Annotated in this window: 17 protein-coding genes; 11 read left to right on the top strand and 6 right to left on the bottom strand. The window is 47.1% G+C overall.

Annotated features, from left to right (window positions below):
- Positions 1–492: 492 nt before the first annotated feature.
- Positions 493–3,213: a cyanophycin synthetase gene (cphA, locus tag QUA27_RS24620; RefSeq protein WP_333071344.1), complete on the bottom strand. Its 2,721-nt coding sequence runs from the start codon at positions 3,211–3,213 to the stop codon at positions 493–495.
- Positions 3,214–3,551: 338 nt separating this feature from the next.
- Complete coding sequence (locus QUA27_RS24625) at positions 3,552–4,445, bottom strand: cyanophycinase (protein ID WP_333071386.1); 894 nt, start codon at positions 4,443–4,445, stop codon at positions 3,552–3,554.
- A 333-nt stretch (positions 4,446–4,778) separates the two neighbouring features.
- Here QUA27_RS24625 and trmD point away from each other — a divergent pair, with 333 nt between their 5' ends.
- Positions 4,779–5,474, top strand: coding sequence for a tRNA (guanosine(37)-N1)-methyltransferase TrmD (gene trmD, locus QUA27_RS24630; RefSeq protein WP_333071345.1), 696 nt, complete (start codon positions 4,779–4,781; stop codon positions 5,472–5,474).
- Positions 5,475–5,554: 80 nt separating this feature from the next.
- Here trmD and QUA27_RS24635 read toward each other — a convergent pair whose 3' ends face one another.
- Complete coding sequence (locus tag QUA27_RS24635) at positions 5,555–5,962, bottom strand: hypothetical protein (protein WP_333071347.1); 408 nt, start codon at positions 5,960–5,962, stop codon at positions 5,555–5,557.
- 71 nt (positions 5,963–6,033) lie between these two features.
- On the opposite strand from QUA27_RS24635, the gene ispF reads away from it, so the two are divergent.
- From ispF to larB, 5 genes are all read left to right on the top strand, one after another.
- The gene (gene ispF, locus QUA27_RS24640) at positions 6,034–6,513 is read left to right on the top strand and encodes a 2-C-methyl-D-erythritol 2,4-cyclodiphosphate synthase (RefSeq protein WP_015178243.1); all 480 of its coding nucleotides are present in this window, start codon (positions 6,034–6,036) and stop codon (positions 6,511–6,513) included.
- 68 nt (positions 6,514–6,581) lie between these two features.
- A complete protein-coding gene (locus QUA27_RS24645) occupies positions 6,582–7,100 on the top strand; it encodes a hypothetical protein (protein WP_333071349.1) in 519 nt (172 codons plus the stop codon).
- Positions 7,101–7,107: 7 nt separating this feature from the next.
- Complete coding sequence (locus tag QUA27_RS24650; protein WP_333071352.1) at positions 7,108–7,680, top strand: PIN domain-containing protein; 573 nt, start codon at positions 7,108–7,110, stop codon at positions 7,678–7,680.
- A 40-nt stretch (positions 7,681–7,720) separates the two neighbouring features.
- Entirely contained in the window at positions 7,721–9,484 is a 1,764-nt protein-coding gene (locus tag QUA27_RS24655) for an ABC transporter substrate-binding protein (protein WP_333071387.1), read from the top strand.
- Between the two features lie 124 nt (positions 9,485–9,608).
- Entirely contained in the window at positions 9,609–10,412 is an 804-nt protein-coding gene (larB, locus tag QUA27_RS24660; protein WP_333071354.1) for a nickel pincer cofactor biosynthesis protein LarB, read from the top strand.
- Positions 10,413–10,906: 494 nt separating this feature from the next.
- On the opposite strand, the gene QUA27_RS24665 is transcribed toward larB, so the two are convergent.
- Positions 10,907–11,518 (bottom strand): hypothetical protein, encoded by a 612-nt coding sequence (locus tag QUA27_RS24665; protein ID WP_333071356.1) that lies wholly within the window; start codon positions 11,516–11,518, stop codon positions 10,907–10,909.
- A gap of 324 nt (positions 11,519–11,842) precedes the next feature.
- Between QUA27_RS24665 and QUA27_RS24670 the strand changes: the two genes are divergently transcribed.
- The 3 genes from QUA27_RS24670 (at position 11,843) to QUA27_RS24680 (ending at position 13,522) form a co-directional block, all read left to right on the top strand.
- Entirely contained in the window at positions 11,843–12,055 is a 213-nt protein-coding gene (locus QUA27_RS24670; RefSeq protein ID WP_333071359.1) for a CAB/ELIP/HLIP family chlorophyll-binding protein, read from the top strand.
- 143 nt (positions 12,056–12,198) lie between these two features.
- On the top strand, positions 12,199–12,738 hold the full coding sequence (psbP, locus tag QUA27_RS24675) for a photosystem II reaction center PsbP (RefSeq protein WP_333071361.1): 540 nt from the start codon (positions 12,199–12,201) through the stop codon (positions 12,736–12,738).
- 133 nt (positions 12,739–12,871) lie between these two features.
- Entirely contained in the window at positions 12,872–13,522 is a 651-nt protein-coding gene (locus tag QUA27_RS24680) for a Maf family protein (protein WP_333071364.1), read from the top strand.
- A gap of 161 nt (positions 13,523–13,683) precedes the next feature.
- Here QUA27_RS24680 and QUA27_RS24685 read toward each other — a convergent pair whose 3' ends face one another.
- Complete coding sequence (locus tag QUA27_RS24685; RefSeq protein WP_333071365.1) at positions 13,684–14,598, bottom strand: calcium-binding protein; 915 nt, start codon at positions 14,596–14,598, stop codon at positions 13,684–13,686.
- A 302-nt stretch (positions 14,599–14,900) separates the two neighbouring features.
- Between QUA27_RS24685 and eno the strand changes: the two genes are divergently transcribed.
- The gene (eno, locus tag QUA27_RS24690; protein ID WP_445251541.1) at positions 14,901–16,181 is read left to right on the top strand and encodes a phosphopyruvate hydratase; all 1,281 of its coding nucleotides are present in this window, start codon (positions 14,901–14,903) and stop codon (positions 16,179–16,181) included.
- Between the two features lie 240 nt (positions 16,182–16,421).
- Here eno and argC read toward each other — a convergent pair whose 3' ends face one another.
- A complete protein-coding gene (gene argC / locus QUA27_RS24695; protein WP_333071368.1) occupies positions 16,422–17,480 on the bottom strand; it encodes an N-acetyl-gamma-glutamyl-phosphate reductase in 1,059 nt (352 codons plus the stop codon).
- A gap of 439 nt (positions 17,481–17,919) precedes the next feature.
- On the opposite strand from argC, the gene QUA27_RS24700 reads away from it, so the two are divergent.
- Positions 17,920–18,936 (top strand): sulfate/molybdate ABC transporter ATP-binding protein, encoded by a 1,017-nt coding sequence (locus tag QUA27_RS24700; RefSeq protein ID WP_333071369.1) that lies wholly within the window; start codon positions 17,920–17,922, stop codon positions 18,934–18,936.
- Positions 18,937–19,003: the final 67 nt, after the last annotated feature.

The raw sequence follows: 19,003 nt of genomic DNA on the forward strand, positions 1-19,003 counted from the left end.
CCTGAAGTTTGTTCGCCATATTGAATTGCCTCTACTTTTACCCTATATTTTAGTGTACCTTCATAGTGAATTGGTATAACCAAGATATTTGCTTAAATCCAAACAGAGTAGGCATTAGCCAATTCCAAAGGAAGACTGTCAATGGACTGACTAAAATAGCTATAAACACGAACAATGGAATGCTAATCAAAAAAAGGGGCGTAATAGTAGAAACATACCATCGCCAGTATGACCATCCTGATTGTTGGTCAAAATGAGGAGAATTCATGCCCACCTCCTAGTAAGATTTACGCTTGGGTTTGTTTGTAAAGCCATAAAAGATTTTCGCATAAAGTCTGTTGATTAACATCATTAAATAAACAACTGTCAATGTCAATTCATAAAATTCATAACTTTGACTTCATAAAAGTCATATTTATAAATGCCTGAAAAAAAATAGGTTGGGTTTAACACAAGTAAACCCAACCTATTAATTAAAAGAGACTTAAGAGTTTAGCCTTGATTCACCACAGTCGGTTTTAAACTTTCCTGCGACTTCGATGGATCTAAACCATTTTGAACTTCCACAGATTCCTTAATCGGTTTCCGGGCTTCAATTAAACTCAAAGCTTTGTTGACACTTTCAGGTAAAATCACTACCAAACTGCCGATCGGCGCCTCATCTAAAGCCTTGTTAACAGCCGTTGTTTCGTCAAGAATCAACTCGTATTCAACTTGAGATTTGTTTGCGGTTCCTGCAGAAACTGCCTCGGCAATTCCCTGGCAAATTAACTGTGCCACCACACCGGGTTCTCGCCCGCGCCTGTCAATATCTTCCTTCACAATAATGCGATCGAACATTTCGGCCGAAAGTTTGCCCAGCGTGACAAAATCTTCATCTCGCCGGTCTCCGGGGGCGCCGACTACCCCGATCCGCAGTCCCGGCCAATTCAGCACGAAACTGCCCAAAGCTTTGTAGCTGTGGGGGTTGTGGGCGTAATCGAGTAAAGCGTGATAGTTGCCCAATTTAAACAAATTCATCCGCCCGGGAGTTTGACCGACCGATGCTTGGAAGCTTGACAAAGCAGCGCGAATATCTTCTATTTTCAATCCTTGGGCAAAAGCCGCCAAACAAGCTGCTAAAGCATTGGCAATCATAAACGGCGCGCGCCCCCCCATCGTCAGCGGGACGTTCACAGCCTGCTCAATTCTCAGCGTCCAATCGCCTTTCAAGATTGACAAGTAACCATTTTCGTAAATCGCTGCCAGCCCGCCCGCAGCCGTATGTTTGGCAACCAGTTCGTTGTCCGGGTTCATCGAAAAATAGGCAATTTGAGCCTTGACACGCTGCGCCATTTGTGATACTAGCGGGTCGTCTGCATTTAAAACTGCATAGCCTTTAGGCATTACCGACTCGACGAGGACGCTTTTGAGTTTGGCTAGTTGTTCCACGGTGTCGATGTCGCCAATTCCCAAGTGATCGGCAGCGACGTTCAAGACGACGCCGACATCGCACTGATCGAAGCCGAGGCCCGATCGCAAAATTCCGCCTCTAGCCGTTTCCAGCACCGCTACTTCTACCGTCGGATCGGACAAAATCAACTGAGCACTCTGCGGCCCGGTATTGTCTCCGCTTTCTACCAAATAATCGCCGATGTAAGTGCCGTCGGTAGTCGTGTAGCCGGTAATCTGACCTGTCTGCTTGACAATGTGGGCAAGCAGGCGAGTGGTTGTCGTTTTGCCGTTGGTTCCCGTTACCGCTAAAATCGGCACCCGGCTGGGTTGAGGCGAGGGGAAAAGCATATCGAAGACAGCGCCGGCGACGTTGCGGGGTAAACCCTGACTCGGGGCGACGTGCATTCTGAAACCCGGTGCTGCATTGACTTCGACGATGACGCCGTTGACATCGCGCAGGGGTTGGGAGATGTCGGGAGTTACTACGTCAATACCGGCGATATCCAAACCGATAATTTTGGCGACTCTGGAAAACAGCCAGACGTTTTCTGGGTGGATTTCGTCAGTGCGATCGACTGCAATTCCACCGGTACTCAAGTTTGCTGTCGCCCGCAAAAATACTCTTTCGCCGGCGGGCACTACGGAGTCCATCGCGTATCCTTGTTTTTGCAGCAAATCCAGGGACAATTTGTCAATCGTGATCCGGGTGAGCACGTTGTCGTGTCCGTCTCCTCGCTGCGGGTCGCGGTTTACTTCTTCAATAAGCTGTTCTACTGTAGACTTGCCGTTGCCCACGACGTTAGCGGGGACTCGTTCTGCAACTGCTATGACTTGCCCGTTGACTACTAATACTCTGTGGTCACGGCCGACGTAATAGCGCTCCACTATCACGCTTTTTGTTTTTGATGCCGCGCTGGCTAAGTCGTAAGCTTCTTCTGCTGCTTCCCAAGAATTGATGTCGATCGTAATGCCGCGGCCGTGGTTGCCGTCTAGAGGTTTGAGGACGATCGGATAACCGCCGACATCTTCGATCGCCCCGCGCAATTCGTCCAAATAATTAATCACCGTCCCTCTGGGAACCGGTACGCCGGCGCTGGCGAGGATATTTTTGGTACCTTCCTTGTCACAGGCAAGTTCTACTCCCAAAACTCCCGTCCGGTTGCTCAGAGTTGCCTGAATCCGCTTTTGGTGAACCCCGTAGCCGAGTTGAATCATAAACCGGGCGCTCAAAGGTATCCAAGGAATGCCGCGCGCTTCTGCTTCCTTAATCAGTGTTTCCGTGCTCGGCCCTAGGGCTGCCGACGCAGCAAACTCTCTCAGGTCTCTCAAATCTTGGACTAATTCTGCTGCTGGATAAGTGCCTGTCTCGGCAATGCTTTGGCACATCCGCACCCCCGCCCGGGCTGCATAGCGACCTGCTTGTTCGTGTTGATACTCGATCACTACTTGGTAAATGCCTGGGGTCGCAGTCTCGCGGGTGCGACCGAACCCGACCGGCATTCCTGCCATTTCCTGAAGTTCTAGGGCGACGTGTTCGATGACGTGTCCCATCATTGTCCCTTCTCTGACCCGTTGCAGGAATCCTCCCTGATGGCCTGGAGAACAGTGATGGTCGTTCAAACTCGGAAGTGAGGCGATCAACCCTTCGTAGAAGCCAGGAATTTCCGCTGTGGTTTTATCTGCCCACTCCTCTAAATCCAGACGCATCAGGACGAGTTTCTGGCGTCGGATGCTCCAGTAGTTGGGGCCGCGTAAGGTCTGGATTTTAAGTATTTTCATGTCAGTTAGAGGGGTATGGGGCGCGAAATCTTATAGATAATTGGAGCATTTATTCAATTTCGATCTAGATTGCTCGATCGACTGTTCGCTGCGAACAGTTTGGGAGTGAATTTCCAGTTATGGGCTACGCAATTGAAAATTCATGCCCCTACGATCCGCGAAAAACAAGTAGAGGTCTATGGCTAGCAAAAACTCAAAGCTCGAAGCTAGAATTTTCTGTGGTTCGGCCTCCTGGGGTCAGACCGTGGCTGCTTCGGAATCTATTCTATTGTTGTATCCATGATTCGGCCGGAATGCCGCCTAATTTCTGCCGAATCAATGACAAGAGATGTTCTACGTTAGTTGGCTGTGCGGCATTCGGGGGGCCAGCCAGACTCGGAACAGGCTCCCGATGGCATTGGTTTGCCGAGGGGCATATTGTAGCAATCTCCATGACACAGAACGTGCAAGCGCATATTGAACAGACTTAAGGGTTCTGTAGCTCCTACCATAGACTCATTGGTATAAAAATTTTCCCTAGAATCAACGATAGTCACAGTGCCTTTACCGAGAATTTTCATAGTATCGTCTCCCTCAAACAACGCGCAGGTGTCTTCGTCAATACCAATAGCGAGGCGATCGGGATGGCTTGCCACAGCCGACAGCAAGCGAGCCATGCGGTTGCGGTTGTGAAAATGCTGGTCTACGATGATCTCAGGAATAATGTTAAGTCCGTTTGCCATATCTACTAAAGAGCGGTTCGGTGACGCGCCACTTCCGCCGCCTGCAATCATGTGATATCCCATCACCGCAGCACCCGCGCTGGTACCGGCGAGGGTAATCTTGCCTTCTATAGTTTCTTTGCGAATTTTCTCCATCAGCGGGGTGTCCGCCAGCAGCCCGCAGAGCCTCAGTTGGTCGCCGCCTGTGATGAATACGCCCGTACAATCTTCTAAGTAATCTTTCCAGACGGGGTTTTCGGCTTGTTCGCGTTCGCGGATGTCCACTACTTTGACGGCGCTAACGCCCATTTCGTCAAATATGGTGCGGTAGCGGTTGCTAATTCCTTCGGGATCTCGCGAAGCGCAGGGAACGATCGCCAGCCGAGCGTTTGCACCCCCAGCACGGCAAAAAAAGGTGTTCAAAATCTCTCGCCCGTGAACTTTGTCTTCGGCTCCCCCGATGACCATAATCGAGGTTTTTGTGCGCTGGGGAATATTGTGTTCGAGGGCTTGAGATGTCAACTGCTGCATGGTGTGTCTTCCTCTGTTGGATGTGAAATTCAATTTTGCCGTTGCTGTGGGTACAATAGGGCTTTTTAAGAATAAATTTTTGTTTGTGCCAGTGAGGTGCGATCGCCGATCGCGCGATCCCGCAGTTGTTTGGTGGCGAGTTTGCTTGCAGTCGCTGTCATGAAAAACTGATTTATTGTTGTACAAAACGGGCCAGCCGACAAAGGAAGAGAATTTAACGTGCAAAAATTTTCAGAAATTATAAGAAATTATAAAGAATAAAGCAATTACTGAAAACTGAACTCCCCCTAAGGGTCAAACTAGAGGTGATGTATCAATAAAATTCCAATAATTGTGCGCTTTGACGTAGTTACCTTATTTCCAGAATTTTTCCGGGCTCCCCTAGAGTCGGGACTGATGGGCAAAGCCTTAGCTAAAAAGATTGCTGAGGTGAATTTTGTCAATCCCCGCGATTTTACCACAGACAAACACCAGCGAGTCGATGACGAGCCTTACGGGGGCGGAGTGGGGATGCTGATGAAGCCGGAACCGATTTTTGCTGCGGTGGAGTCGCTGCCGGTTTTGTCGCGGCGGGAGGTGATTTTGCTGACTCCCCAGGGGGAACCGATGCAGCAGGGGATGTTTCGGGAGTTGGCCGCCGATCGCGATCAGTTGGTGTTAATTTGCGGCCATTATGAGGGTGTGGACGATCGAGTGCTGCATTTAGTCACTCGCGAGGTATCTTTGGGGGATTTTGTACTCACGGGGGGCGAAATTCCTGCTTTGGCTTTGATTAATGGGGTTTTGCGATTGCTGCGGGGAACTGTGGCCAAGGAAGATTCCCTAAAGTTTGAGAGTTTTGAGGACGGACTTTTGGATTATCCGCAGTACACTCGACCGGCGGATTTTCGGGGATTGAAGGTGCCCGACGTGTTGCTGTCCGGTAATCACGCAGAAATTGCTCGCTGGCGCAGGGAACAGCAAATTGAAAGAACTCGATCGCGCCGATCGGATTTGTACGATCGGTGGTTGCAGGAGAGGGAAGAATAAGGTTTGAGGATGTAGCCGTTATTAGTTGGATCTTCAGGGATGATTAGCACTTTAAAGCTAATAGAACTCCCCAGGCAGAACTAACTTACTGTTTTGCTTATTGAAGCTTTCCAGCCAACAGCCGCTAAAAGATGTCTTAGTCGATCGGTCTCACATTTAGTTCCGACAAAAACAGAACCAGGCATCTTCTTTTTTAACTTTATCGCTTCAGCTAATGACAATTCCATAGCCTGACGCAGGATTTTTGTTACAACTGTTGCACCTTGTTCTTTTTCCAATACAATCAAGTTCCAAGTCCCTTCTTTTGCTAAAATCTCTTTTCTCATTTCGTTAGGTATAGCATCAGTATTATCTAACTCGATTGCCTCCCCGCAATAAGGACAGCTATAAGATAGATGCCAGACAAATTTTTTGTCGAAGACAGACTGACCAACCGACATCTGTATGTCTTTGCTACAATTACCGCAAAGTCCGTAAATCAAGACCATACTTTTTCAGCTATCTCCTCAGAAATATGAAATAATTGTTTTTTGGTATACTTCCAAAACCTCAATTTTACATGAACATCCGCATCGGCAACGGCTACGACATTCACTGCTTAGTTCCAGAACGCCCCCTCATCCTCGGCGGCGTGCACATTCCCCACGAATTAGGCTTATTAGGACACAGCGACGCCGACGTACTTACCCACGCTATCATGGATGCGATGCTCGGAGCTCTGAGCTTAGGAGATATCGGGCTGTATTTCCCGCCAACTGACCCGAAATGGAAAGGTGCTGATAGTCTCGTACTGCTGGCACAAGTGAATCAGTTAATATTAGATAAAGGCTGGGAAATCGGCAATATTGATTCGGTGGTGGTGGCCGAACGTCCAAAGCTGAAACCGCATATTGAGCAAATGCGCGATCGGCTTTCTACAGTCCTACAATTAAAACCCGACCAAATCGGCATCAAAGCGACTACAAACGAAAAGTTAGGGCCGGTGGGAAGAGAAGAAGGAATTGCAGCCTATGCTGTAGTTTTGCTGGGCAAAAAATAGAACTCTACAATCTAAAATTGATAGTGGAGTCAATTCTTTAATCCAAAATCGCTAGTAGGGCGGAAATCATGGACACTGACACCTGGGAATTACAATTTCCTGTAGATGCGGATGTCATCGCGTTGGATAAGGACGATCGCATAGTCGTGCTAATTGAGGTTAAAATTATTCAAGCTCAAGAAGCAGACGCAAAACAGAAAATTGTCGATCGCGCGATCGAACAAATAAAACATTTCCTCTCAAAGCTCTCCGAAAAAAAGGTGGTAATTCCTTATGCTATGATTGTCACTCTCGAAAATATAATCGTTTTTAAATGGGACGGCACTGTTTTGTCTGAAGCTGTTTTATCGTTAAAAACGGCTGACATCCTTCACTATTATGACTCAAAATTAGGCGATCAGCGGATATTTGAGCCATACCTAACTAGGCTGATTGAATCATGGTTGCGTGACTTAGCTTATAATTGGAAGTCTGAGATTCCGCCAGCAGCGGAACAGATAGCAGCAATCGGTTTGCTGCAGTTGCTAGCAGGTGGAACAACAAAGTTAAGGGTAAAACTTGGTGGCGATTTTATATATAGAAACTAACTTTTTGATGAGTAGTGCTACAGGGCGCGATCCTGATGCCAATAACTTGTTACTGAGTGTACCAACATCAGCCCGCATTGCCATACCTGCTATTTGCTGGATGGAAGCTCTCTCGGCTTTAGAAGACGATATCAAGCGCCGCAACCGTTTTGCAGATGAACAGAAAAAACAAATTAGCCAGATCAAGCGCGATCTTACTTCGCCTTATGCTAAGTCTCTTTTATTCCATGTAGAAGAGTCTTTGACTGAAAATGAAGGATTGCTCAATAATATTAAAGTACGTCTTTTTGAGGCTCTTGAATTGTTGGCTGAAAATGTGGAGATGATGGAACTAACAGCAGATACACTGCGAGAAAGCTTGAATACAGTTTTTATTGAAGAAGACCCGACAGACAATTTGATTCTCCACTGCATCTTGAATCACGCACACTTACACGCTAATGAAGTCAAGGTATTTTTGAGCAATAATACAAAAGAATTTAGTGTATCGGAAGTTCAAGATGCTTTGCGGGAAGTAGGGATAACCGAGTATTTTTCGCGCACTAAAGACTTTCTCGGTTGGTTACAATCTCAGTCATAGTTGCACGCAGGTGGTAAACTAAAAAATTATGAAAATTTCTATGATGCTACATTCAAGACTGCGCTGGCTGGCGATCGTACTGGCGGCAATTGCCACTATAACTCTGTCTGCGTGCACTCCAGCCCGATCGACGAACTTAGCAAACAGACTCATCGTTCCTACCCCCAGCGGCCCGGGCACCTTTAACTACCCGCTAAATCAATCTGCATACAGCGTCTTTGGCTATATGTACGAGGGATTGATCAACGAAAACGGCTTGACATCGGAGCTAGAACCAGGTTTAGCCGAGTCGTGGGAAGTTTCTAAAGATGGCAAAAAGATTGTCTTCACCCTGCGAGAGGGGTTGAAATGGTCGGACGGCAAACCGATGACTACTGATGACATTATCTTTAGCTATGAAAAGATTTATTTCAATGACAAAATCCCTAGCGGTTTGAAAGATACTCTGAGGGTTGGCATGAGTCGCCAATTCCCAACAGTTAAAAAAATAGACAGCCGCCGCGTTGAATTTTCCGTTGCAGAATCCTTTGCTCCATTTATTAGATATGCTGGGGGAATCCCTATTTTACCAGCTCATATTTTACAGGAAGCTGTCGAAAATACAGATGCCGATGGCAAGCCTAAATTCCTGAGTACTTGGGGGACGGATACTGACCCTAAAAAAATTGTGGGTAATGGTCAATATCGAATGCTGAGCTACACTCCCAATCAGCGTGTGGTTTTGGAAAGAAATCCGTATTTTTGGCGCAAAGATGCTGAGGGAAATGTCCAGCCTTACATCGAGCAAATTGTTTGGCAAATTATCGAAAATACTGATAATCAACTGCTGAATTTTCGATCGGGCGATTTGGATACTCTAAACGTTGAGCCGGAAGTGTTTCCCCTACTTAAACGGGAGGAAAAACGCGGCAAATATACGGTCTTCAACGGCGGCCCGGATACTGGCAGCGTATTTATGTGTTTCAATCTGAATAAGGGGCGCAATGCTCAAAATCAGCCGTTTGTAGACCCGGTTAAGTCTCGCTGGTTCGCGAGCAAAGAATTTCGGCAGGCGATCGCCTACGGCATCAATCGGGACGCCATGACTAACAATATCTATCGCGGACTTGGCGCGCCACTGCATTCCCCAATTCCGGAGCAAAGCCCGTTCTACCTGTCCCCAGAACAGGGATTGAAAACTTACAGTTACGATCGACAAAAAGCCAAAGAGTTGCTGTTAAGTGCTGGTTTCAAATATAACAGTGAGGGTCAATTATTGGATGCGGAGGGCAACAAAGTCCGATTTACTTTGTTGATGGCTGCGGGTAAAAAAGTTCGGGAACAAATGGGAACGCAAATTAAACAAGATTTGGGCAAACTGGGGATGCAAATTGATACGCAGTTCCTCAGTTTTAACACTTATGTGGAAAAACTGCGATTGACGCGGAATTGGGATACTTACCTCGGTGGTTTTACGGGAGGTACTGAACCGCACAGCGGCTACAATATTTGGTCAGTCAATGGAACGTTGCACAGTTTCAACCAGGGCCCGCAATCCGGAGAACCCCCGATTAAGGGTTGGAAAGTTGACGACTGGGAGCAGAAAATCGATGACCTTTACGTGAAAGCTTCCCAGGAGTTGGATGAGGCGAAGCGCAAGGAGCTTTATGGAGAAACGCAGCGGATTATAGCAGAACAAGTGCCTTTCCTTTATATGGTGAATCCGCTGACTTTTGAGGCGGTGCGCGATCGCGTTTCGGGAATTCGCTACAGTGCCCTGGGCGGTGCTTTCTGGAATTTGTACGAGCTGAAAATTGCAGAATAGTCAGTTGTTATTAATTATTTATTAGTAGTTATTGGTTATTTTTTACTACTGATAACGGACACCTAACAACGGACAACTGACAACTGACAACTGATAACGGACAACTGACAACTGACTAATATTTATGGAACCTGAAATTTTACAGAAGTTACTCGAATCAGTTGCTGCAGGCGATACTAGCCCGATCGCAGCTTTGGATAAATTAAAGCATTTTGACTTTGAACAAGTCGGCGATTTTGCCAAAATTGACCACCACCGTACTTTAAGAACGGGTTTTCCTGAAGTAATTTGGGGCCCGGGGAAAACGCCCGACCAAATTGTTGAGATTATCGAGGCGATGCGCGGGCGAAATTCTGCGGTGATGGCGACACGAATCGAACCGGAAGTTTTCGAGCAATTGCAACAAAAAATACCGGATTTGTGCTACTACCAAAAGGCTCGAATTTGTGCAATTTCTCCTAATTCCCCAACTCCGCAGCATCCGGGTACTGTGACTATTATCAGTGCGGGAACGGCGGATTTGCCTGTAGCGGAAGAGGCGGCAATTACTGCGGAACTTTGCGGTTTTCAGGTGCGACGTTTGTGGGATGTCGGAGTTGCCGGCATTCACCGCTTGCTGAGCAACCGGCACGTCATTGCCGGTGCTGATGTATTGATTGCGGTTGCGGGCATGGAAGGCGCTTTGGCGAGTGTGGTTGCGGGTTTGGCAGATTGTCCGGTGATTGCTGTGCCGACAAGTGTGGGTTACGGCGCGAGTTTTGGCGGGATTGCTCCTCTTTTAACTATGCTCAATTCTTGTGCGGCTGGTGTGGGTGTGGTGAATATTGATAATGGATTTGGGGCGGCGATTTTGGCTTGTCAAATTCTGAGAACTGCTGGGAAAGTGGAGAGAAGAGGAGAGGGGGAGAATGGGAGAGAGGGGGAATAGTTAGAAACCCCCTCGATTAGAGAAGACTAAGGCCAACTGTCACAGGACAATCGATTTTTAGGGTGCATCTTGCACCATTCTCAAGAACAGGCAAGATGCCTGTTCCACAAAGAGTGAGTTTTCTTGTGGGGTGGGCATCCTGCCCGCCCGTAAAAAACCTCATTGAAAATGGTGCTACATCTCAGGTGCGTCAGACTCCCTTATTGAAATATTATTGAAGATTTCCGGTAGTAGAACACCTTACTATAGCAACCGCCACATCGGTAAGGACAGAAATAAGCTGGTGAATAGATCCCTGACCCTTGTAGCATCAACGGTTTGATGCCCGTCTAAAAACTGTCAACTGTCAACTGTCAACTGTCAACTGCTATATATATGCCAGTAACGTCCAGGACTGCCAGACTCGGCGGTTGAAACCGCGTTTACACTTGCCTCTCGTCCCAGCAGAGGGTGACTAAAAAATACAGCAGGTATTATTAAAGCCGGGTTTGATATTACTTGCTTGCCAGCCAAATCGGATAAGCAGAAGAATCCTCAGCTTTTAACTTTTGCGCCTGATAATTCTTGCTAGTCCAACTAGCTACTGTTTGCAGGCTTTCTGTCAAACAACTTTCGCTGCCAAACGCTTCAAATCCCAAAGTCCACCACGCGCTGCCGTTAATGTTCAACTGAGTAAGTTCCACGGTGCAACCTTGGGGAATTGGGGCTTCCACAGGCACAGATATCAGGGAACCAGGGGCCGAAACTTGATAAAGACGCTGCGCTCGCTTTTTCTTGACTGCCACCCACTTTCCTGTCGCCACAATATCCGCCGGTATCGGCGCTATCGTGTCCGCACAAACCCACTTCAGCCACTTTTCGGCTTTGCCTTCCCAGCGGTTGCCGAACTGCATCGTCCCTAACTCTGCCTGACGCCACTTTACCTCCAAAGTTTTCCCACGAAGCTTCACTCCCAAGTAGTCGCAGCTAGGTACTAACAAATATATGTCTTCCCGTTCTTCGGGAGGCGAAAGATACGCGCCGAGACTCTCGCTTCCAAACCATTGATTGAGCGATTTTGGCAGTGCACCGCTATAAAACCACCGCATTTCCAGACTGGCCCGCATAAATTTTTCCTCCGTTCCACAATTTTCGTCAAACCCAGACTGGATTTGCCACACACCATCGACTTTCGTGCCTCTCCACTCTATCCTCCCCCCTCCGGGGCCCATAGTCTACCCACAGTCATACCATTTTAGATTTTAGATTTTAGATTTTAGATTGGGGAAAGACTTACTGTATAAGGGTTTAGAGCTTGCCTACAGTTGCATTTTTTTTAAAACAGGTGTCAGATCGAGGTATTTAAAAAAATTTCTCACAATCCTTTACATATCTTCACAAGTCTGTTACATTTATTTACAGTACACTAAAAACCATTTAGGAAAAAAAACATGAGTAACAGAGGCTTAATGCTGGACGACCAAGGCAAAATGAACAATTTTGCGATCGAGCCGCAAGTATACATCGATGACGAACCCCGCACCGGCTTCACTCCCTACGCCGAACGCTTAAACGGCCGCCTTGCCATGATTGGCTTTGTTTCTCTCTTGGCTTTAGAAGTTTCGACCAAGCACGGACTGATTAGCTGGCTGACTCACCTGTAATGATTTTGTTAACAATTAAACTATATGGCTATGGATCGCTGGCGATACACAAACAGCGATCCATAGCTTAACTATTTTGAGGGGCAAGGTTTGATGAGACAATTAAAATTAAATATTTTTGTTTTACCCTACTTGTAAAAAGAATGCTCAAACGAATTGCGGCAATACTTCTGGTGGTTCTAAGCCTCACCTTGACCGGTTGTGTGTCTAAAGTCACTGGACTCAAAAGCTACGTTGATACTGGCGACGGCTATCAATTTCTCTATCCTAACGGCTGGCTGCCGATCGCGGTTTCTAACGGGCCCGATGTGGTGTTACGCGATTTGATTCAGCAAACCGAGAACGTCAGCGTAGTAATCAGTCCAGTCGCGAAGGACAAAACTTTGGCGGATTTGGGAACGCCGACGGATGTGGGATACAAGCTCAGCAAAAGTGCGATCGCCCCGGCTGATTCGGGCCGCGAAGCTGAATTAGTCAATGCAGAAGCTCGTGAATCGCGATCGAAAAACTATTACATTTTAGAATATGCCGTTAAGTTGCCCAACCAAGAACGCCACAACTTAGCGAGTGTAGCCGTCAGCCGCGGCAAACTTTTTACGCTTAACGTTTCCACTACCGAAGAACGCTGGCCCAAGGTAAAAGAAGCTTTTGAGAAAGTTGTTAAATCTTTCTCTGTTTATTAGGTTTAAAAAGTAATTGGGAATGGGGAATAGGGCATGGGCGTTGGGGATGGGGAATAGTTTCTTTTTCTTCCTTCTTACCTCTTCCTTCTTTCTTCTTCCTTCTTCCTTCTTCCTTCTTCCTTCTTAACTTATTATGAAAATTCCCACTTTTGTATTAGCTTCAGCTTCTCCAGCGCGCCGTCGCCTGTTAGAAAATGCCGGCCTTCAAGCTGTGATTTGCCCCAGCGACTTTGATGAAGCGCAAATACAAATGAGGGATGCCAATAAATTAGTGCAGGTTTTAGCAGAGGGAAAAGCTGAGGCTGTAGCTAAGTTTTTGCTGGCTAATTCTCACCCACAAATCCCTAATCCCAAATCTTGTTTGGTTTTGGGATGCGATTCAATTTTGCTCATAGATGGCGAAATTCACGGCAAACCCAAGGATGCGGAAGAAGCAATCTCGCGCTGGCAGAAAATGCGCGGTAAGGTGGGCGAACTGTATACGGGTCATGCTTTAATTGATACTAGATTCGATGACTTTGGTGAGGCAAGGTCGCGATCGCTCATTCGCTGTCAAGTTACAAAAGTTCATTTTGCGGAAGTAACCTCGCGCCAAATAGCGGCTTACGTCGCTACCGGAGAGCCCCTCGCCTGTGCAGGCTGTTTTGCACTCGAAGGTAAAGGCGGCTTTTTTGTGGAAAAAATTGAAGGATGTCACACAAATGTGATTGGTTTGAGCTTACCTCTGCTGCGGCAAATGCTCACCGAAATGGGATATGATGTGACGGATTTCTGGCAATCTTAAATATTGTTGAATTTATGTCAGGAATCGGGAGGCATAGCCTCGCTTATATGCCTACCCAGGCAGAGCCTGGGAACGAAGATTGAGAACCTTGTTGTTGTCGGATGGGCGTTTCGTTCCGCCCCTCCGTGCTATGCAGATTTGCCTTGCTCAGCATTTGGTAATTATCCTAGAGCGATCGTCCCATCCGATACAGATATAAACTGAAGTTGATCCGGGGAAACATCCTTCACCAAACCCAAGATATTGCCGCTGCTAGCTTCCCGAATCACCGTCGCCTTAGTATTTAAAATTCTAAAATCAGCCGTTCGAGGAATTCCCGGAGGAAAAGGGCCGCTGCTATCGTAATCTCTGGCATCACCAATTGTTAAAAATCTTTCGCTCAAAACAATATCATTTCGCGTCAATCCAGACGCCAATCCAATTACATCACCTTCAGCCGGATTGTAATCGAGAATAAAATCGGCAGGCACTTCATCTACATCAAAATTGCCGCTAGGAGGCGGTTGAAGCGAACCAATCTCCCCCGAAGTTGCTCCCACTTCTGTGCGGAGGACAAACAAATCTGCGCCTTCACTTCCCCAAAGTTTATCAATTCCAGCATCACCGATTAGAGTATCGTTTCCACTCTCTCCTACTAAAGCATCATTCCCTTTACCACCGCGAATAAAGTCATTAGCCGTGCCTCCATAAACGTAGTCATCACCTTGATCTCCGCTGACAAAATCGCTGCCGCATTCTCCATAAAGAATGTCAAAATCTTGGCCGCCGCGAATAGTATCGCTGCCGCAACCTCCGATTAAGGTATCTGTGCCACTGTTACCGTTCATCAGTTCCGCACCACCGGAACCTCTGACAAAATCGTTACCATCTAAAGCCCGCAAACCTCCGGGAGTATTCCGCAGAATTCCATTTGCTAATTGAAATGCGTCGTCATTGGAAGTTAAGTCAAAAAAGTTGGGGTCGCTGCCTGGATTTTGCAATGGCGCTGTGAGCAATTTGATGTTTGGAGGATCGGCAATAATTGGGTCTGAATTTTCAGCTAATGCTCTAATTTCTCCGAGATTTGTTTCTAACATCTTAAGTTTCTCCTTTTTTGATTGACTTTGTTGATATTCTGATTTTAACAAAGGTTCCAATTAAGAAATATGCGGGAAGCTGAGGTTAAAACAATCAAATTATTGTCAAAATTGCCTGAGGTCTTTATTCAACAAGCCTAGCTTATTGACACCAGTCTGCCCGTCCCAATCCGCAAATATTTTGAACTGTGTACCAATAATTCAGGGGATCGCGTACTCTATTACCCGTCAGCAGTCAGCGTGGGAAAACCCAGAGACTGCTAATTGTCATGAAACCTTGAGTTAAGTCCGGAATAATTAATATGCTAGACACTGCGATCGAATCTATTCAAGCCAGAGAAATCCTCGACTCTCGTGGGCGCCCCACCATTGAAGCTGAAGTTTACCTAGCCAACGGCGTTGTGGGGATCGCACAAGTCCCCAGCGGCGCCTCTACAGGCTCTTTTGAAGCCCACGAACTCCGCGATGGCGACAACAAACGTTACGGCGGCAAAGGTGTCCTCAAAGCCGTCGATAACGTCGAGCACAAAATTGCCCCCGCTTTGGCTAATCTCGATGCGATCGACCAAGCACTGGTAGACAAAACCATGATTGACTTGGACGGTTCCCCCAACAAATCCCACCTCGGCGCTAATGCCATTCTCGGAGTCTCCTTAGCGACAGCAAAGGCGGCCGCCGAGACTTTAGGACTCCCCCTTTACCGCTACTTGGGCGGCCCCTTAGCGAACGTTTTGCCAGTGCCACTGATGAACGTGATCAACGGGGGATCTCACGCTAACAATAATGTGGACATTCAAGAATTTATGATTGTCCCTGTAGGTGCGCCCTCTTTTAAAGAAGCTTTACGCTGGGGTGCAGAGGTATTTGAATCCTTGAGTAAAGTCTTAAAAGCTGAGGGTTTGCTGACTGGTGTGGGTGATGAAGGCGGTTTTGCGCCTAATCTTAAATCCAATCAAGCAGCTTTGGATTTGTTGATTGCAGCTATTGAAAAAGCTGGCTACAAACCGGGTGAACAAGTTGCTTTGGCTTTGGATGTTGCTGCTAGCGAATTTTACAAAGATGGGCAGTACACTTACGACGGTGTGGCTCATTCGCCAGCAGAATTAATCGATTATTTGGATGGTTTGGCGAGTCAATATCCGATTGTTTCGATTGAAGATGGTTTGCACGAAGACGATTGGGACAGTTGGGTAGCGCTGACGCAGAAAATGGGCAGCAAAGTTCAATTGGTTGGTGACGATTTGTTTGTTACTAATCGCACGCGGCTGCAAAAAGGAATTGATTTGAAAGCTAGCAATTCGATTTTGATTAAGCTGAATCAAATTGGTTCTTTGACAGAGACTTTGGATACGATCGACCTCGGCAAACGGAACAGCTATCGAGCCGTCATCAGCCACCGTTCGGGTGAAACTGAAGATACCACAATTGCCGATTTAGCGGTAGCGACTCGCGCCGGTCAAATCAAGACTGGTTCTTTGTGTCGCAGCGAACGAGTTGCCAAATATAACCGTTTATTGCGGATTGAGGACCAATTGGGCGATCGGGCAATTTATGCTGGGTCGATCGGTTATGGGCCTAAATAACACTTGGTAATCGGTAATCGGTAATCGGGCATCGGGCATAGGGCATCGGGCATAGGACATAGGACATAGGGCATCGGGAATTGGTAATTGCTTTGAAATTTAAATTAACCAGTGACAGCCTGGATGTGAATCCTCGCTTTACCCCTTGCCAATTACCCCTTACCCCTTACCAATTACCCCATGCCCCATGCCCCTTACCAATTACCCCATGCCCCATGCCCCATGCCCCATGCCCAATAATTAAGGATAGAAAGCCAATTGTGGCAAACCCAAAGTTTCTTCCCAGCCCATCATCAAGTTCATGCACTGGATGCCTTGACCGGCTTGTCCCTTAATTAAATTGTCGATCGCCGACAGCACAATCACTCTGTCAGTACGCGGATCGACTTCGATGCCGATATAACAAAGATTCGTGCCGCAAGCCCATTTTGTTTGCGGGTAAACTCCAGCAGGCAACACTTTTACCCAAGGACAATTGCGGTAAAAAGCGCTGAAAATTGTGATTAAATCTTCCCGCACCAAACCTGGATCGCGCAAAGTTGCGTAAACAGTCGCCAGAATTCCGCGCACCATCGGAATTAGGTGCGGAGTAAACTGAACTTTAATATCGTGTCCCGCTAAATCGCTGCAAATTTGCTCGATTTCTGGCGTGTGACGGTGGCGGCCAACGCCGTAAGCACCCAGAGAACCCTCTGCTTCAGCCAACAAGAGATTAACTTCGGCTTTGCGGCCCCCTCCCGAAGCACCGGATTTGGCGTCTATAATTGCTGTTTCTGGCACAATGAGGCCTTGTTTGAGTAAAGGTGCCAGGGCTAATAAACTAGCAGTAACGTAGCAGCCCGCACAGCCTACTAACTGAGCGTCTTTAATTCGATCGCGATACAATTCTGGCAAACCGTAAACAGCCGTTGCAGCCACTGATGAGTCCGATCGCTCGCCGCCGTACCAAGCTTTGTAAGTTTCCAGATTTTCAAATCTGTAGTCAGCCGACAAATCCAATACTTTGCAGCCTTTTTCGAGCAGCGTCGGTGCCATTTTGCAAGCTAAACCGTTCGGCAGCGAGAGAAACACAACTTCACATTTTGCCGCTATTTTGTCTAAGTCGATCGCCTCCACAGTCAAGTCAATGCAGTTAGTCAAATGCGGATAAAGGCTGGAAAAAGGTTTTCCCGCACTGCTATCCCCGCCCAAATACACGACTTCAGCCGCTGGGTGATCCGCCAGCAGTCGCACAAGTTGCACGCCGCCGTACCCTGAAGCGCCGATAATTCCTACAGGCACACGTCCAACATCTCCCATTTTCCTTTATCCCCTCAGCCGTTGAAGTCAAAAACGCTTGAACTTTTGCTGCATTGTAGTACCAAACGCCAACTTTGGTGGCAAAGAATTGTGTTTTTTTGTGTTGGAGGTGCATTTTTGTTAATTTTCGGCTGTTTGACCCCGCCCAAAAACGGATGGAAAGCCCGGACTGCTTTCCTGGAGAGTCCCAAATTTGAGACCAAAGTTCCATCTTCCAAATTCAAAACTGCAAGTAAATCTAAAATCTAAAATCTAAAATCTAAAATCGACTGACCGATCGCCAAAACCCTAAAATTAACAAACTGATGTGCGATCGTGCTATAAAAAAACTTACTTTAACCCATCCACAAACCGGAGATTAACATTTTTCCCTCTTGCCCCTTGCCTCTTGCTTCGTGTATTCTGCCTCTTCCCTCTTCCCTCTTCCCTCTTCCTACCTATGGCCATAGTTGTAGAAAACGTATCAAAACAGTTTGGCAGTTTCCAAGCACTCGATCGAGTCAGCTTAGAAATTGAATCGGGTTCCCTAGTCGCATTGCTGGGCCCGTCTGGTTCCGGCAAGTCTACACTGCTGCGACTGATTGCCGGTTTAGAAATGCCCGACTCCGGCAAAATCTGGCTAACAGGCCAGGATGCCACCAATACTAGCGTCCAAGACCGCAAAATTGGGTTCGTGTTTCAGCACTACGCGCTATTCAAACACATGACAGTGCGAAAAAACATCGCTTTCGGGATGCAAATTCAGAAAACACCACCCGCGAAAGTCAAATCGCGGGTAGAAGAATTGTTGAATTTAGTGCAATTGGCAGGATTGGGCGATAGATACCCGTCGCAACTTTCAGGAGGCCAGCGGCAGCGGGTGGCCCTCGCCAGAGCCCTGGCTGTGGAACCGAAAGTGTTACTGCTAGACGAACCTTTTGGGGCTCTCGATGCCAAAGTTCGCAAAGATTTGCGTGCTTGGTTGCGGCGACTGCACGACGAAGTTCACGTTACCACAGTCTTTGTGACGCACGATCAAGAAGAAGCGATGGAAGTTGCCGATCGAATTACAGTAATGAATAAAGGTAAAATCGAACAAGTCGGCACACCCGCAGAAATTTACGACCATCCAGCTAGTGCTTTCGTAATGAGTTTTATCGGGCCAGTCAATGTATTGCCCAGCAGTTCAAGAATGTTTCAAGACAACGGCTTTGACTCAGCCAACCCAGAGATTTTCTTGCGCCCTCACGATGTAGTAATTGAAACTACAGAAAATAGTGCAACGGTGCCTGCAAGAATCAGTCGCTTGATTCATTTGGGATGGGAAATTCAGGTAGAATTAACCTTAGATGACGGTCAAGTAGTAAACGCTAATTTGACTAGAGAAAGATTCGATAGCTTGAACTTGCAGCCCCAGCAAAGAGTGTTTGTCAAGCCGAAAGATGCCAAGTCCTTTCCACTTTTTTATTCCATCTAAGACGAATTCTGAAAACTAAAGCTAAATTTAGATTGGATACGGCTTTTCCAAGGATGTGGCGCGGTCC

This window comes from Microcoleus harperi Pol14_C6 (assembly GCF_036701295.1).
Taxonomy (GTDB): domain Bacteria; phylum Cyanobacteriota; class Cyanobacteriia; order Cyanobacteriales; family Microcoleaceae; genus Microcoleus.

Bases quoted from the DNA above. Each gene is read 5' to 3' on its own strand.
- argC (WP_333071368.1), bottom strand. From the start codon at position 17,480: ATGGGAGATGTTGGACGTGTGCCTGTAGGAATTATCGGCGCTTCAGGG.
- QUA27_RS24680 (WP_333071364.1), top strand. From the start codon at position 12,872: ATGAAAATTCCCACTTTTGTATTAGCTTCAGCTTCTCCAGCGCGCCGT.
- QUA27_RS24645 (WP_333071349.1), top strand. From the start codon at position 6,582: ATGGACACTGACACCTGGGAATTACAATTTCCTGTAGATGCGGATGTC.
- eno (WP_445251541.1), top strand. From the start codon at position 14,901: ATGCTAGACACTGCGATCGAATCTATTCAAGCCAGAGAAATCCTCGAC.
- QUA27_RS24625 (WP_333071386.1), bottom strand. From the start codon at position 4,445: ATGCAGCAGTTGACATCTCAAGCCCTCGAACACAATATTCCCCAGCGC.
- QUA27_RS24665 (WP_333071356.1), bottom strand. From the start codon at position 11,518: ATGCGGGCCAGTCTGGAAATGCGGTGGTTTTATAGCGGTGCACTGCCA.
- QUA27_RS24635 (WP_333071347.1), bottom strand. From the start codon at position 5,962: ATGGTCTTGATTTACGGACTTTGCGGTAATTGTAGCAAAGACATACAG.
- QUA27_RS24655 (WP_333071387.1), top strand. From the start codon at position 7,721: ATGATGCTACATTCAAGACTGCGCTGGCTGGCGATCGTACTGGCGGCA.
- psbP (WP_333071361.1), top strand. From the start codon at position 12,199: ATGCTCAAACGAATTGCGGCAATACTTCTGGTGGTTCTAAGCCTCACC.
- ispF (WP_015178243.1), top strand. From the start codon at position 6,034: ATGAACATCCGCATCGGCAACGGCTACGACATTCACTGCTTAGTTCCA.
- QUA27_RS24670 (WP_333071359.1), top strand. From the start codon at position 11,843: ATGAGTAACAGAGGCTTAATGCTGGACGACCAAGGCAAAATGAACAAT.
- larB (WP_333071354.1), top strand. From the start codon at position 9,609: ATGGAACCTGAAATTTTACAGAAGTTACTCGAATCAGTTGCTGCAGGC.
- QUA27_RS24700 (WP_333071369.1), top strand. From the start codon at position 17,920: ATGGCCATAGTTGTAGAAAACGTATCAAAACAGTTTGGCAGTTTCCAA.
- QUA27_RS24650 (WP_333071352.1), top strand. From the start codon at position 7,108: ATGAGTAGTGCTACAGGGCGCGATCCTGATGCCAATAACTTGTTACTG.
- QUA27_RS24685 (WP_333071365.1), bottom strand. From the start codon at position 14,598: ATGTTAGAAACAAATCTCGGAGAAATTAGAGCATTAGCTGAAAATTCA.
- cphA (WP_333071344.1), bottom strand. From the start codon at position 3,213: ATGAAAATACTTAAAATCCAGACCTTACGCGGCCCCAACTACTGGAGC.